This window comes from Delftia sp. SD018 (assembly GCF_017355445.1).
Taxonomy (GTDB): Bacteria; Pseudomonadota; Gammaproteobacteria; order Burkholderiales; family Burkholderiaceae_C; genus Comamonas; species Comamonas acidovorans.
Genome location: NZ_JADDRN010000027.1, coordinates 18,640 through 33,811 on the forward strand (window position 1 = coordinate 18,640; position 15,172 = coordinate 33,811).

Genomic DNA, 15,172 nt, shown 5'->3' on the forward strand with positions numbered 1-15,172 from the left:
GATGGCAAAGGCGCAGATCGGCAAGGTCCCCGGCAGCGGCGCTGCCACGGGCGGTTTCCGCCAGGCCCAGGCCTGGCTGCATACCTGGTGCGGGCTGTGGTTTTCGTGGCTGCTGTTCGCGGTGTTCCTAACGGGTTCGCTGGCCGTGTTCCAGGAAGCCATCACGCACTGGATGACGCCCGAGCACCATGCCGAGGAGGCGGCCGAGGCGGCAGCGCGCGCCGCCGCACCGGCCGGGCAGGGTGCGGACCTGGGCCAGCGCCTGGCCTGGGGCGCGGCCTACATGCAAAAGCACCACCAGGGCGCGCAGATGTGGGAGATCTGGCCGTCCGACGACAAGGGCGGCGGCGACCTGCATGTCTACTGGTTCGACGCCAACCGCCAGTACGCCGATGCCGAGCTGGACACGGCCACGGGCGAGGAAATGACGGCAGGCCACGGCCACGGTGCCGCGCGCGCCACCATGGGCGGCAACCATTTCGTGGACTTCCACTATGAACTGCATGCAGGGCAGGTGGGGCTGTGGGTGATCGGCATTGCCGCCATGGCCATGCTGGTGGCACTGGTCAGCGGCGTGATCACGCACAAGCGCATCTTCAAGGACTTCTTCACCTTTCGCGCACGCAAGGGCCAGCGCAGCTGGCTGGACGCGCACAACGCCGTTGCGGTGCTGACGCTGCCCTTCCAGTTCATGATCGCCTATACCGGCATCGCCATCTCCAGCCTGAGCTTCATGCCCGTTGGCGTCTGGACGGTCTATGGCACGGACCAGGCCGCCCGCACGGCCTTCATCGCCGACATGACCGAGGCCGGGCCGCCCGCGCCTTCCGGCAAGCCCATGGCCGTGCCGGATCTGGAGTCGTTTGCGCGGCGCGGCCAGGAGCTGATGGGCCAGGCGGTGCGCGCGGTGGTCGTCAACCATCCCGGCGATGCATCGGCACGCATCGGCGTCTACGGCTGGAACAGCGATGACCGTGCGCATCAGCGCCTGAGCCCCAATTCGGGCATGGCCATGTTCTCGGCCGCCACGGGCGAGGTGCTGCAGGTACGCCTGCCCGGCGGCGCCGACGGCGGCACCCCCTCGCTGGCCCAGGCGGTCATGGGCGGGCTGCACATGGTCAAGTTCGGCGGGCTGGCCATGAAGTGGCTGTACTTCCTGTGCGGCCTGGCGGGCGCGGCCATGATGGCCACGGGCGCCATTCTCTTCATGGTCAAGCGCCGCAGCCGCCACCAGGGCGAGTTCGGCAGCGCCACGGCGCGCGTGTACCGGCTGATCGAGGGCCTGAACGTGGCGGCCATCGCCGGGCTGGGCCTGGGCTGCATCGGCTACCTGTGGGCCAACCGCCTGGTGCCCGTGGGCCTGGCGCACCGCGATGACTGGGAGCTGGCCGTGTTCTTCGGGCTGTGGGGCCTGGCGCTGGTGCATGCGCTGGCCTGCGCGCCGGCCACGGCCTGGCGCCAGCAGATGGGCCTGCTGGCCATGCTGTGCCTGCTGCTGCCGCTGCTCAACTGGATCACCGTGGGCGAGCCGCTGTCGGCCCACATGCTGGAGGGCGACTGGGAAAGCGCCGGGGTGGAGCTGTTCTGCCTGGCCACGGGGCTGGCGGCCGCCTGGGCCTGGCGCTGGCTGGCGCGGCGCGGCGCAGGTGCCGCCGCCAAGGCAAAGACGGCCAAGGGGCAGGCCGCCGTGGCAGGCCGCTCGGAGGTGCAGGCATGAGCACGTTGCACGCATCCCTGGCCGCACTGGCCCTGGCCTTTGCAGGCATGGCGGCCCTGGCCTTTGCCATGGACCGCCACTACGAACAATTGACCGGCGCGCGCGAGTTGCCGGCCCGCCGTGGCCCGCAGTTGCGCAGCCTGGGCACGGCGCTGCTGGCGCTGGCCCTTGTGCCCGTTGTCTCGGGCTGGGGCGGCACGGTGGGCTCGGTGGCCTGGCTGGGCTTTGTGTCCGCCGGCGCGCTGATGGCCGTGGCCCTGATCAGCGCCCATGCGCGCTGGGCGGCGCGGCTGGCCTGGTTGGCTGGCGTGCTTGCCGTGGCGGATTTGGCGTGGATTGTTTTCAGTTTCGGTACTACGGGGTTTTTCAGATGAGTTTCCTGCTTTCGTTCCAGTTCGGGGTGTGTGTGGTCGGGAGGCAAGCATGACGCGCACGCAGCAACGCTGGAAAGCCATCGCCGTGGCGGTGGTCCTGTTGGCGGCGGCCGGGGGCGCGGCCGCCTGGTGGTCCAGCCGGCCTGCCGTGGCCTACCAGACCGAGACCGTGGCGCGCACCGATATCGAGTCCACCGTCACGGCCATCGGCACGCTGCAGCCACGCCGCTATGTGGACGTGGGCGCCCAGGTGTCGGGCCAGGTCACCCGGCTGCGCGTGGAGCCCGGCGCCCAGGTGGAGAAGGGCGCGCTGCTGGTGGAGATCGACCCCAGCGTGCAGCGCGCCACGGTGGATGCGGGGCGCGCCTCGCTGGCGGGCCTGCGCGCCCAGCTGGCCGAGCAGCAGGCGCTGCGCAAGCTGGCCGAGCAGCAGCTCACACGCCAGCGCCAGCTGGCCCGCGACGGGGCCACGCGCGAGGAAGATTTGCAGACCGCAGAAGCCAACCTGGCCGCAGCCGGCGCCCGCATGGAGCATCTGAAGGCCCAGATCGACCAGACCCAGGCCACGCTCAAGGCCGACGAGGCGCGCCTGGGCTATACGCGCATCTACGCGCCCATGGCGGGCACCGTGGTGTCGGTGGAGGCGCGTGAAGGCCAGACGCTGAATGCCACCTACCAGACGCCCAACATCCTGCGCATTGCCGACCTGTCGGCCATGACGGTGTGGACCGAAGTGTCCGAGGCCGACGTGCGCCGCGTGCGCGACGACATGCCGGTGTACTTCACCACGCTGGGCGGCGCCGACCAGGCCAGGCCCCGGCGCTGGTCCAGCAAGGTGCGCCAGGTGCTGCCTTCGCCCTCTACCAGCCAGGCGCCGGCCGGCGGCAATGCGGGCCAGGCGCCTGCGCCCGCCACCAAGGCCGTGGCCTATACCGTGCTGTTCGATGTGGACAACGAGGACGCCGAGCTGATGCCCCAGATGACGGCCCAGGTGGTCTTCGTCACCGGGCAGGCCGGGCAGGCGCTGACCGTGCCGCTGATGGCCGTGGCCGACAAGGCGGGAACGACTGACAAGGCGGAAAAGGCAGAGAACGCCGAGAAGGCCGGCAGCACGCAGACCGTGCGCGTTCTGGACGCCAAGGGCCAGCCCGAGCAGCGCACCGTGCGCCTGGGCGTGCGCAGCCGCCACCAGGCCGAGGTGCTGGAGGGCCTGCAGGAAGGCGAGCGCGTCATCGTCGGCGAGACGCCTCTGGACCGTGGCCCGCGGTGGCTGCAATGGTGATGGGGCAGGGCATGCAGGCCGGCGCGCCGCTGACCGCACCGCTGATAGAGCTGCGCGGCATCACCAAGCACTACGGCGGCGGCGACAGCGGCCAGCCCGCCGTCACCGTGCTGCACGGCATCGACCTGGAGATACGCGCGGGCGAGTTCGTGGCCGTGGTGGGCAGCTCGGGTTCGGGCAAGTCCACGCTGATGAACATCCTGGGCTGCCTGGACCGGCCCAGCGAGGGCAGCTACCACTTCCAGGGCCAGGACGTGGCCACGCTGGACTCGGACGCGCTGGCCTGGCTGCGGCGCGAGGCCTTCGGCTTCGTCTTCCAGGGCTACCACCTGATCGCCAGCGAAAGCGCCAGCGAGAACGTGGAAATGCCCGCCATCTACGCGGGCCTGCCCAAGGAAGAGCGCGTGCGGCGCGCCCGTGCGCTGCTGGAGCGCCTGGGACTGGGCTCGCGCCTGGGCAACCGGCCCAACCAGCTGTCGGGCGGGCAGCAGCAGCGCGTGTCGATTGCGCGCGCGCTGATGAACGGCGGCCAGATCATCCTGGCCGACGAGCCCACGGGCGCGCTGGACTCGCACAGCGGCGCCGAAGTCATGGCCCTGCTGCGCGAGCTGGCCGACGCGGGCCACACCATCATCCTCATCACCCACGACCGCACTGTGGCCGCCCAGGCGCGCCGCGTGATCGAGATCAGCGACGGCCGCATCACCAGCGACAGCCAGCGCGACGATGCCGCAAACGGGGTGAATGCGGGTGCCGCTGCCCTGCCGCTCACGCCGCAGCGCGGCAGCGCCGGCGCGCCCTGGCTGGCCGAGCTGTTCGAGGCCGCGCGCAGCGCCTGGCGCGGCATGCGCATGAACCGCGTGCGCACCAGCCTGACCTTGCTGGGCATCGTCATCGGCGTGGCCTCGGTGATTGTGATGCTGGCCATTGGCGAGGGCGCGCGGCGCAAGGTGGTCGAGCAGATGGGGACCATGGGAACGGCCATCCTCTACATGGGCAGCAAGCCGCCGGCCACGGGAGGGCCGGCCGGGCAGATGACCGAGGAAGACCTGGCCGCCGTGCGCGAACTGCCCGAGATACGGCGCGTCATGCCCGTCATCGGCGACCCCATCACCGTGCGCTACGGCAAGGCCGACAAGCAGATCTATGTGTTCGCGGCCAGCGAGGAGATGCCCCTGGTGCACCACTGGAAGCTGGCCCAGGGCCGCTACTACACCGAGGCCGAGGACCGCGACCTGGCGCCCCTGGTGGTCCTGGGCCACAAGGCGCACCAGCACTTCTTCCCCGACACGCCCAACCCGCTGGGCCGCCAGCTGATCATCGGCACGTCGGCCTTCGAGGTCATCGGCGTGATGAGCGAGCGCGGCGCGGACTCGGGCGCGCAGAACTATGACGACATGGTCTTCATTCCCTACCGCTCGGGCCGGGCGCGCGTCTACCAGTCGCAGACCCAGCCCGACTATGTGGTGATCGAGGCCATGTCCTCCGACGTGGTGCACGAGGCGGAGGAGGCCATGCGCAAGCTGCTGCTGGCGCGCCACGGCGGGCGCGAGGACTTCGGCATCGGCAACGCGGCCGCGCGCATCCAGGCCGAGGCGGCCACGCGCCAGAGCATGGCGGTGATGCTGGGCCTGATTGCCGCCGTCTCCCTGGTGGTGGGCGGCATCGGCGTGATGAACGTGATGCTGATGACGGTGCGCGAGCGCACGCGCGAGATCGGCATCCGCATGGCCACGGGCGCGCGCCAGCGCGACATCCTGCGCCAGTTCCTGACCGAGGCCAGCCTGGTCACCTTCGTGGGCGGCACGGTGGGCCTGCTGGCCGGGCTGGCCGTGGGCGTGGTGCTCATCGTGGCGGGCGTGCCCGTGGTGTTTTCGGTGCGCGCCATGCTGGGCGCCTTTGCCTGCGCCGTGGTGACGGGCCTGGTGTTCGGCTACATGCCGGCCAAGACGGCGGCGCGGCTGGACCCGGTGCGTGCGCTGGCGGGAGAGTGAGATGAAAGACATGAACGACAAGACGATGCCGGCGCGCCGGGCGCCGGCGCGCCTGGGCTGCATGGCCCTGGCCCTTGCGGCCCTGGGCGGCTGCGCGGCGCAGCAGACGATGCCGGACCGGGAGGCGCCTGCGCTGGCCGCTTCGTGGAAGCAGCAGGGCGAAGCCGTCCCTGCCTCTGTTTCACCGCAGTGGTGGCAGGCCTTTGGCAGCGCGGAGCTGGGCGGCATGGTGCAGGCCGCCCAGGACCAGAGCCTGGACATGGCTGCCGCCATGGCCCGCGTGCGCCAGGCCGAGGCGGCCACGCGCCAGGCAGGCGCGGCGCTGCTGCCGTCGCTCAGCGGCGAGCTGCGCGCCCAGCGCATGAACCATGCACAGGTGGCGGGCGGGCAGGCCAGCGTCTATGGCGCCGCGCTGACGGCCTCGTATGAGGTGGACTTCTGGGGCCGCAACCGCGCCACGCGCGATGCGGCGGCGGCGGCCTGGCAGGCCAGCCGCTTCGACCAGGACACGGTGCGCCTCACGGTCACCGCCCAGGTGGCCCATGGCTGGCTGCAGGCCGTGGCGCTGCGTGAGCGCCAGGCCATTGCGGCGCGCAATGTGGCCAATGCCGAGCGGCTGCTGGGCCTGGTGGAGTCCCGCGCGCGCGCAGGTGCCGCCACCCAGCTGGAGCTGGCACAGCAACGCGGTCTGGTGGCCAGCCAGCGCCAGGCCCTGGCCACGCTGCGCCGCCAGGGCGAGGATGCCGATGCCACGCTGGCCGTGCTGCTGGGCCAGGCCCGCCGCCCCGCGCTGGCCACGGACTCGCTGCAGGCCCTGCAGCTGCCCGAGATCGGCCCAGGCCTGCCCACGCAACTGCTGCAGCGCCGGCCCGACATTGCCAATGCGGAAGCGCAGCTGGCCGCCGCCAGCGCCAACCTGCAGGCCGCCCGTGCTGCACTGTGGCCCCGGCTGACCCTCACGGGCAGCGCGGGCACCAGCGCGGGCCGCGCCAGCGACTGGCTGCGCGAGCCGGTCTATTCGCTGCTGGCCGGACTGGCCGGCCCCATCTTCGACGGCGGCCGTCTGGCGGCCGAACGCGATGGCGCCCAGGCCCGGCGCGAGGAGCTGCTGGCCGGCTATTACAAGTCCATCGTCGCCGCCTATGGCGATGTGGACCTGGCGCTCAACGCCGTCTACGGCTTGAAGGCCCAGGCCGAGGCCCAGGCCGAGGTGCTGGCCCAGGCCCGCCAGGCCGTGTCGCTGGCCGAGCTGCGCTACAAGGCCGGTGCGGAAAGTCTGCTGTCCCTGCTGCAGGCCCAGACCACGCTGTACGCGGCCCAGGACGATGCCGTGCTGCAGCGCCTGCTGCAGCTGCAGGCGCGCGTGGCGCTGTACCGGGCGCTGGGCGGGGGATGGGAGGCGCCTGCCATGGGCGCTGAAATGCCGGAAAGGCAGGCACAAAAAAGCCAGGAGGCATTGCCACCTGGCTGAGAGGGAAGGGCCAGGGCCGCCACCCGATCCTGTCGGGTGCGCGGCCTCAGGCCTCAGGCTTGAAGCCTGCTCAGCTGCCGCGCGTGATGGGCACGCCGGCATCCTTGCCGTAGGCGCCGTACTTGCCCAGCTCCCACTTGGCGATGGCGTTGCGGTGCACCTCGTCCGGGCCGTCGGCAAAGCGCAGCGTGCGCGCGTGGGCGTAGGCGCTGGCCAGCGGGAAGTCGTCGCTCATGCCGCCGCCGCCGTGCACCTGCATGGCCCAGTCGATGACCTGGCAGGCCATGCTGGGGGCCACGACCTTGATCATGGCGATCTCGCTGCGTGCCACCTTGTTGCCGGCGATGTCCATCAGCCAGGCGGCCTTGAGCGTGAGCAGGCGCGCCATGTCGATGCGGCAGCGTGCCTCGGCGATGCGTTCCTGCGTCACGGTCTGCTGCGCCACGCTCTTGCCGAAGGCGATGCGCGAGCTGGCGCGCTTGCACATCAGCTCCAGCGCGCGCTCGGCCAGGCCGATCAGGCGCATGCAGTGGTGGATGCGGCCGGGGCCAAGGCGGCCCTGGGCGATCTCGAAGCCACGGCCCTCGCCCAGCAGGATGTTGCCAGCGGGCACGCGCACGTTCTCGAAGTACATCTCCATGTGGCCGTGCGGCGCATCGTCATAGCCCATGACGTTGAGCGGACGCACGATGCGGATGCCGGGGGCGTCGCCGGGCACGATGATCATGCTTTGCTGCGAGTGCTTGGGCGCATCGGGGTCGGTCTTGCCCATGGTGATAAAGACCTGGCAGCGCGGATCGCCGGCGCCCGAGATCCACCACTTGTGGCCGTTGATCACGTACTCGTCGCCCTGGCGCTCGATGCGGGTGCAGATGTTGGTGGCGTCGGAGGAGGCCACTTCGGGCTCGGTCATGGCGAAGGCCGAGCGGATCTTGCCTTCCAGCAGCGGCTTGAGCCAGCGCTCCTTGAGTTCGGTGCTGCCGTAGCGCGCAATGGTCTCCATGTTGCCGGTGTCGGGCGCAGAGCAGTTGAACACCTCGCTGGACCATGGCACGCGGCCCATGATCTCGGCCAGCGGCGCGTATTCCTGGTTGGTCAGGCCGCCGCCCTTGTAGCCTGCGGCCTCGGCGCTGTCCACGGGCAGGAACAGGTTCCACAGGCCTTGCTCCCGGGCCTTGACCTTGAGCTTCTCGATGGTCTGCAGCGGCGTCCAGCGCTTGCCTGCGGCGGTGTTGGCTTCCATCTCGGCGGCATAGTCCTTTTCGCCGGGATAGATGTGCTCGTCCATGAACTTCAGCAGGCGTTCCTGCAGGTCCTTGGTCTTGGGCGAATATTCAAAGTCCATGGATGCGCTCCTTCTCTTGGCTTGTCGCTTGTGGTGGAAACGGGGTGATCGGTGAGTGATGGGGGCTGGTCTGGATGGCTCAGCTGCGCTGGGCGAAGGACCAGGCCAGCTCGGCCATGGGCCGGGCGGTGTCGCCCGAGGCCTTGGCCTGGGCGCTGGAGGCCGTGCCGGCTTCCACGCGCTTGGCAATGCCCTGCAGGATGGCCGCGATGCGGAACATGTTGTAGGCCATGTAGAAGTTCCAGTCGGCGCGCAGCGTGTCCACGTCCTTGAGGCCCGTGCGCTCGCAGTAGCGGCGGATGTATTCCTCTTCGCCGGGAATGCCCAAAGCCGCCAGGTCCTTGCCTGCGATGCCCCGGCCCAGCGTGGCGGGGATGTGCCAGCTCATGCAGTGGTAGCTGAAGTCGGCCAGCGGGTGGCCCAGGGTGGACAGCTCCCAGTCCAGCACGGCGATGACGCGCGGCTCGGTGGGGTGGAACATCAGGTTGTCCAGGCGGAAGTCGCCGTGCACGATGGACACGCGCGAGGCATCCAGCGCGCTGGCCGGCATGTGGGCGGGCAGCCACTGCATGAGCTGGTCCATCTCGGGGATGGGCTGGGTGACCGAGGCCACGTACTGCTTGCTCCAGCGGCCGATCTGGCGCTCGAAGTAGTTGCCGCTCTTGCCGTAGTCGGCCAGGCCCTGGGCCGCGAAGTCCACGGTGTGCAGGGCCGAGATCACGCGGTTCATCTCGTCGTAGATGGCGGCGCGCTGGGCCGGCTCCATGCCGGGCAGGGACTGGTCCCAGAGCACGCGGCCTTCCATGCACTCCATGATGTAGAAGGCACGGCCGATGATGGACTCGTCCTCGCACAGCGCATACATGTGGGGCACGGGCACGTCGGTGCCGGCCAGGCCCTTCATCACGCGGAACTCGCGCTCGATGGCATGGGCCGAGGGCAGCAGCTTGGCCACGGGGCCGGGCTTGGAGCGCATCACGTAGCTGCGGCCCGGGGTGATCAGCTTGTAGGTGGGGTTGGACTGGCCGCCCTTGAACATCTCCACCTGCAGCGGGCCGGCAAAGCCCTGCACATGGCCCTGCATCCAGGCTGTGAGCGCGGGCACGTCGAATGCGTGCTGGTCGGAGACGGGGCGCGTGCCTACGAAATGGTCGAAAGTGCTCATGGGGCAGTCAGTCCTGTGATCGGTTCGCAAACCGGTTCTAGAAAGGGGTGCGGCCGCGCGGCACGGGCGCGGCAAGGCACCGGCCGGCGCGAACGTCCGGTCGGTGAAGGAAAGGGTTGTGTGTACGCGGCGCGGTGGGGGCCGCGCAGGTTCAGGCGTCGGGCGCGGCGATGCGCAGCAGCGTGTCGCGGTCGCAGACCACCAGGCCACCCGGCTCGATGCGGATGGCGTTCTCGCGCTCCATGGCCTTGAGTTCCTGGTTCACGCGCTGGCGCGAGGCGCCCAGCAACTGCGCCAGTTCCTCCTGCGCCAGGTGCAGGCCGATGCGGATCTCGCTGCCATCCGACAGGCTGGTCACGCCGTAGCTGCGCACCAGGTGCAGCAGCTGCTTGGCCAGGCGCGCGCGCAGCGGCAGGGTGTTGAGGTCCTCGACCAGGCCGTAGAGCTGGCGGATGCGCCGTGCATGCAGGCGCAGCATGGCTTCCGAGAACTCCACATGCATGGACAGGATTTTCTTGAAGTCGGTCTTGGACACGCACAGCAGCGTGGTCTCGCCGTGTGCATAGGCATCGTGCGTGCGCTTGTCCCCGTCCAGGATGGCCACGTCGCCGAACCAGATGCCCGGCTCCACGTAGTCCAGCGTGATCTGCTTGCCCGTGATCGAGGTCGAGCTCACGCGCACCGCACCCCGGGCGCAGGCGATCCATTCCTCGGGCGGTTCTCCGCGTGCGCAGATGAGCGTGCCATCTTTGAACCGTTTGACGTAAGCGCATCGAAGAATGTCGTGCCGAAGCGATGGAGAAAGTGATGAAAACCAGCGACCGGAATTGATCGCTTCACGTTCTTCGATGGTAAGAATCGGGTCGTCCATGGCCTGTCTTTTGCGTGACTGATGACGGTCACATTGTCGCGTGTGGGACCGCCGCGGCGCAGCATGCCGCCGGCGGGCCTGTCACTTCGGTGTCTGGGCCTGCCGAAAACGGGGCAGGGCGGCGAAAAAAAGGCGACCCGTCGTGCATCGGGTCGCCGGCTTTGCAGGGCTTATGGCTCCTCGTGCGTGAGGCTCAGCCCCAGCGCGCCACGGCGGCGCAGCCAGGGGCTGGGGCGGTAGCGTGGATCGCCGTAGACGGTCTGCAGGTTGAACAGGACCTCCAGCATGTTGGTGGGGCCCCAGCGGTCGCCCATGGCCAGCGGGCCCATGGGATAGCCCAGGCCCAGGGTCACGGCCTTTTCCAGGTCGGCCGGGCTGCCGATGCCCTGCTGGCAGATGTCGCTGGCGATGTTGACGATGGAGCCCACCACGCGCTGCGTGACGAAGCCGCCGCTGTCGCGGATCACGCTGACGGCCTTGCCGTCGCTCGCAAAAAGCGCATGGGCGGCATCGCGCATGTCGGTGCGCGTGGCCGGCGTGGTGGCCAGCACGCGGCGGCGCGTGTCGGCGTCGGCGATCAGCATGTCGATGCCCATGGTGCGCGTGCAGTCCAGCCGCTCCACGGCAGCCACCGTGGTCACGTCCAGGCCCAGCGGCGCCACCAGGATCAAGGCCTGCTCGGTCGGTGCCTGCGCGGTTTCAATGCGCGCGCCCAGGCTCTTGAGCAACTGGTAGATCTCGTTGCGCCGGGCCGCGCGTGCGGACACCCAGACCGGTGGCAGCGTCTGCACCTGCGGCACGGCAGGCTCGGCAGGCTGCTCGGCGCGGCCTTCTGCATAGCGGTAAAAGCCCTGGCCGGTCTTGCGGCCCAGCAGGCCGGCCGCCACGCGCTGCGCGGCAATGGGGCTGGGGCGGTAGCGCGGCTCCTGGTAGTACTGGTGGTAGATGTGCTCCATCACGGCATGGGTGACATCCAGGCCGGTGAGATCCATCAGCTCGAACGGGCCGAGCTTGAATCCCACCTGCTCGCGCAGGATGCGGTCGATGGTGGCGAAGTCGGCAATGCCTTCCTGCACGATGCGCAGCGCCTCGGTCACATAGCCTCGGCCCAGGTGGTTGACCAGGAAGCCCGGCGTGTCCTGCGCACGCACGGGCGTGTGGCCGAAGCTGCGCGCGAACTGTGCCAGCGTGGCGCAGGTGGCCTCGTCCGTGGCCAGGCCACGCACGATCTCCACCACCTTCATCAGCGGCGCCGGGTTGAAGAAGTGAAAGCCGGCAAAGCGCTGCGGGTGCTTGAGCGCCGTGGCCAGCGTGGTGATGGACAGGGCCGAGGTATTGCTGGCGATGAGAGTCCCGGGCGCAACGATGGCCTCCAGCTCGCGCAGCAGGGCCTGCTTGGCGTCCATGCGCTCGACGATGGCCTCTATCACCAGGTCGCAGTTCTTGAAGGCATCGAGACCGTCCACCACCGTCAGCCGGGCCTTGCAATCTGCGGCCTGCTCACTTGTTATTTTTTGTTTCTTCTGCAGCGTGTCCCACAGCGCAAGCAGCTGTTGTTGCGCTTGTGCGGCAGCGCCGGGGCGGACATCCTGCAACAGCACCCTGGCGCCTGCCTGGGCGGCCAACTGGGCAATGCCTTGCCCCATGATGCCTGCGCCTATCAATCCGACGTTTCCGATAGGAGAAATGTTGTTTTGGATCATATACATAGAGGAGGTGTCCTACAGGTGTCTATGCAAAAATGCAAGCGTTCAAAGAAAGGCTGATGTGAGAATTTGTAGCACCATTCTCGGCGTCGCCCTGTCCTCCATGGCCTGGAACGCGTCCGCATTGTCGTTGGGCAGTCCTCGGGGCAACGTGGTGCTGGGCGCTCCGTTCGACCTGGTGGTGGGCTTGCAGCCCGATAGCGGAAACGACGCCGGCAGCTCCTGTGTGCGCGCCGAGCTGCTGGCCGGTGACAGGCCCATCGAATCCTCGCGCGTCAGTGTCAGCCCGACCTCGTCGGGCAAGGCCGTGCGGGTGCAGGCCCGCTATACGGTGGACGAGCCCATCGTGACGCTCAAGCTGTGGGCGGGCTGCGAAGGTGGCGGCATCAGCCGCAGCTATACGCTGCTGGCGCAGCTGCCAGATTCGGTGGACGCCACAGGCAACCAGCCCATCAATGTGCGTGAACTGGCAGCAGCGCAGCCTGCGCTGCCGACCGTGGGCGCCGCAGCAGCAGCCGGTGCTGGCGCTGGTGCAGCCGGTGTGGCTGGCACCGCTTCTGAATCTTCTTCGACACCCTCCCGCGCGGCCAGTGCCCGGTCGGATGCGCGGCCTGCCACGGCGCCCGCTCCCAAGGAGGCGCAGCCCCAGCCCAAACCAAAGCCCAGGCCGAAACCCAAGGCCGCGGCCGAAAAGTCCAAGCCTCCCGTGGGTGTGACCGCCCAGGCCCAGGCCGGGCAGCTGCAGGCGGGCCTGCGCATCGAACCGCGCCTGCGCATGGAGCCGGTGGAGGAATGGCTGGGCACGGGCGGAACCCCGGGCGCCGCTGGAGCAGCCGGAACACCCGGAACACCCGGAACACCTGGAACACCCGAAGGCGGCGCCGCATCTGCGGCTCCCATGTTCGATGCCGGCAGCGAGCAGCTGGCTGAGGCCAACAAGCGCGTGCAGGCGTTGGAGGCCGAGATGGCGGCCTTCAAGAAGCGCGACGGCGTGGACCGTGGGCAACTGGCCCAGTTGCGGGCCGAGCTGGACGCAATGCGCCAGGAGTCCGGCGGCTCGTCCTGGCTGTTCAATGCGCTGTTGCTGGCCCTGATTGCCGCCGTGGCCGTGATCGGCTGGATGGCCTGGCGCATGCGCTCGGGTGCTTCGCTGTTCTCGCGCGAGCAAAACGCCTGGCGGGAATCGGTGGAGCGTTCGTCGCAGGACCCCGTGCCGTCGACCCCGCCGCATGTGCGCGATGACGAGATCCACACCCTGCCGCATTCCCTGGATCCCCATAGGCCCACGCGGCCCATGGCTCCCAGCCTGCGTGAGCACCGGCCTGCGGCACCGCAGCAGGACGACCGCCGGGGACCGGATACCCTGGCTTCGCCCTATGTGCAGCGCGGCGCCCAGATGCGTCCCGGCGTGACCTATGAGCTGCATGAGGATGTGGACCCTGGCGACTTCGGCCCGGCCACCATTCCCGTGCCTGTGTCCGTGCATGCCGAGCTGGAAACCGAGCCTGCACCGCAGGCCCCGGCACCTGTGCGCACATCCGGGCCCGAGGCCATCAAGGCCAGGCGCATGGTGCAGCCCGGCGAACTGTTCGACGTGCAGCAACAGGCGGAATTCTTCATCTCGGTGGGGGAGCACCAGCAGGCCATCGAGCTGCTGCGCTCGCATATCGACACGCATGAGGATTCCTCGCCGCTGGCCTATCTGGAGCTGCTGCACCTGTACTACACGTTGAGCCGCCGCGACGATTTCGACCAGCTGCGCGCGCGTTTTGCCAGGCATTTCAACGCCCGCGTGCCGGCCATGCCGGGCTTCACCGACAAGGGCAGCAGCCTGCTGCAGGGCTATCCCGAGCAACTGGCGCGCATCGAGGCCCTGTGGCCCGTGGACGAAGTCGAAACTTGCCTGGCGCACTACCTGTTCAAGCAGGACGGTGCACCCGACCCCGATGCGCCGGCCCCCTTCGACCTGGCGGCCTTCGACGACCTGCTGCTGCTGCTGTCCATTGCGCGCACCTCACCTGCCGGAACACGCGGCGAACCCGGCCCGCGCGAGCGCACCACGCCGCGCATGGTGGCGGGCACGGCCGCAGCCGGCGCAGCCACGGCCGGCGCGGCGGCCTTCACAGCGGCTGCAGAAGCCACGCCTGCGCAGGCTCCTGCATCCGCGGCCACGGGCGTGGACTGGATGGCAGAGCTGCAGCCGCCGATAGAACCTGCACAGCCGCAGCCGGGCTCAGTGACGCCGCTGGAGCCGGGCCTGGAGTTCACCCCCATGGACACGCTGCCCCTGTCCACGGGTGCAGTCGGTGGAGGCGACAGGCCTGCGAGCAGCGCACCGGACTCGTTGTCCGCGCCGCTGCACTTCGAGCTGCAGCCCCTGAACTTCGATCTGGATCAGGCCGGCCAACTGCCCGCAGGCCAGGTGCGCGCCGTTCCCCTGGGCGAGGCGCCTTCCTTCATCCACGATGAGTCGGCACCGCTGCTGGACATAGACCTCACGGACCTGGGCGAGAACGAGCTGCCGCATGTCGATGTGCCCTCGCGCTTTCCGCCCGTGACGCTGTCGGTGCCCGGCTCGGGTGCCGTGGGTTTCAGCAGCCACAATCTCAAGGCGCCGCTGGACATGGACCTGGCGCTGGACAAGTGGGAGCTGGAGCCGCCCGACACCGTGCGTGAGCACCGTGGCCTGGACGAGCCGCTGAGCCGCTCGGTGGACATGCTGCTGTCGCGCGAAACCGATCCGGCCTTTCGCACCGCGCTGCCTGATGCGGAAGCCGACAACGGGAAGGACAAGCACAATGATCCGCCGCTGAGGGGGTGATGGAGCGCAGGGCACCTGTTGAATAAATAAAGGGAGCCATTGCTCCCTTTATTTATTGGCTGATCAGCGCTGGCTGTCGTGTGGCAGATTGCTCAAATGCAGTGTCCTGGCAAATTCGTAAATTTACGGAGATTTGTCACTGAGGAAGCAGAAGGTCCTCTCTTATCTCGCCATTGCTACCAAACAGTTCAAGATAGCCGTCATCGGAAATATCGGTTAGCTGATATTCTGTTTTTTGGAGTTCGGGAAAATCCAAGTTTGTTTTTATGTCTGAGATGGTGTGCGCTTGAACTGATAGAGAAAAGCCTGCACTGAACACGAAAGCCGCAACCAGACTCGCATGAAGCCCTCTGACTCTGAAGTACCGAGGCAGCAAAAGACGGGCGGGACCATTGTCTGCGGTTCTCATCGGCGACCTTTCGGAGT

The 15,172-nt window shown here is 68.8% G+C and carries 11 protein-coding genes; 6 read left to right on the top strand and 5 right to left on the bottom strand.

Annotated elements, in window-relative coordinates; translation table 11 throughout:
* Position 1 precedes the first annotated feature (1 nt).
* Genes INR38_RS22820 through INR38_RS22840 form a run of 5 tightly spaced genes read left to right on the top strand, consistent with a single transcriptional unit; the run spans position 2 to position 6,838 of the window.
* The gene (locus INR38_RS22820; RefSeq protein WP_207443311.1) at positions 2-1,717 is read left to right on the top strand and encodes a PepSY-associated TM helix domain-containing protein; all 1,716 of its coding nucleotides are present in this window, start codon (positions 2-4) and stop codon (positions 1,715-1,717) included.
* Complete coding sequence (locus INR38_RS22825) at positions 1,714-2,091, top strand: DUF3325 domain-containing protein (RefSeq protein WP_123691405.1); 378 nt, start codon at positions 1,714-1,716, stop codon at positions 2,089-2,091. Before INR38_RS22820 ends, INR38_RS22825 begins: the two co-directional genes overlap by 4 nt.
* 49 nt (positions 2,092-2,140) lie before the next feature.
* Positions 2,141-3,373 (top strand): efflux RND transporter periplasmic adaptor subunit, encoded by a 1,233-nt coding sequence (locus INR38_RS22830; protein ID WP_207443312.1) that lies wholly within the window; start codon positions 2,141-2,143, stop codon positions 3,371-3,373.
* Positions 3,373-5,367, top strand: coding sequence for an ABC transporter permease (locus INR38_RS22835; RefSeq protein ID WP_052155350.1), 1,995 nt, complete (start codon positions 3,373-3,375; stop codon positions 5,365-5,367). Before INR38_RS22830 ends, INR38_RS22835 begins: the two co-directional genes overlap by 1 nt.
* A 1-nt stretch (position 5,368) precedes the next feature.
* Positions 5,369-6,838, top strand: coding sequence for an efflux transporter outer membrane subunit (locus INR38_RS22840; protein WP_207443313.1), 1,470 nt, complete (start codon positions 5,369-5,371; stop codon positions 6,836-6,838).
* A 70-nt stretch (positions 6,839-6,908) separates the two neighbouring features.
* On the opposite strand, the gene INR38_RS22845 is transcribed toward INR38_RS22840, so the two are convergent.
* The 4 genes from INR38_RS22845 to INR38_RS22860 all read right to left on the bottom strand — a co-directional run bounded on the left by INR38_RS22845 (position 6,909) and on the right by INR38_RS22860 (position 11,928).
* Positions 6,909-8,183, bottom strand: a complete 1,275-nt coding sequence (locus tag INR38_RS22845; protein WP_013802791.1) for an acyl-CoA dehydrogenase family protein — start codon at positions 8,181-8,183, stop codon at positions 6,909-6,911.
* A 79-nt stretch (positions 8,184-8,262) separates the two neighbouring features.
* Complete coding sequence (locus INR38_RS22850) at positions 8,263-9,348, bottom strand: phosphotransferase (protein WP_013802790.1); 1,086 nt, start codon at positions 9,346-9,348, stop codon at positions 8,263-8,265.
* Between the two features lie 151 nt (positions 9,349-9,499).
* Positions 9,500-10,219: a Crp/Fnr family transcriptional regulator gene (locus tag INR38_RS22855; protein ID WP_012205125.1), complete on the bottom strand. Its 720-nt coding sequence runs from the start codon at positions 10,217-10,219 to the stop codon at positions 9,500-9,502.
* A gap of 170 nt (positions 10,220-10,389) precedes the next feature.
* Positions 10,390-11,928: a 3-hydroxyacyl-CoA dehydrogenase gene (locus INR38_RS22860; RefSeq protein ID WP_207443314.1), complete on the bottom strand. Its 1,539-nt coding sequence runs from the start codon at positions 11,926-11,928 to the stop codon at positions 10,390-10,392.
* Between the two features lie 58 nt (positions 11,929-11,986).
* Between INR38_RS22860 and INR38_RS22865 the strand changes: the two genes are divergently transcribed.
* Positions 11,987-14,746, top strand: coding sequence for a hypothetical protein (locus INR38_RS22865; RefSeq protein ID WP_347566769.1), 2,760 nt, complete (start codon positions 11,987-11,989; stop codon positions 14,744-14,746).
* A gap of 136 nt (positions 14,747-14,882) precedes the next feature.
* Here INR38_RS22865 and INR38_RS22870 read toward each other — a convergent pair whose 3' ends face one another.
* Positions 14,883-15,155: a hypothetical protein gene (locus INR38_RS22870; protein WP_207443315.1), complete on the bottom strand. Its 273-nt coding sequence runs from the start codon at positions 15,153-15,155 to the stop codon at positions 14,883-14,885.
* Positions 15,156-15,172: the final 17 nt, after the last annotated feature.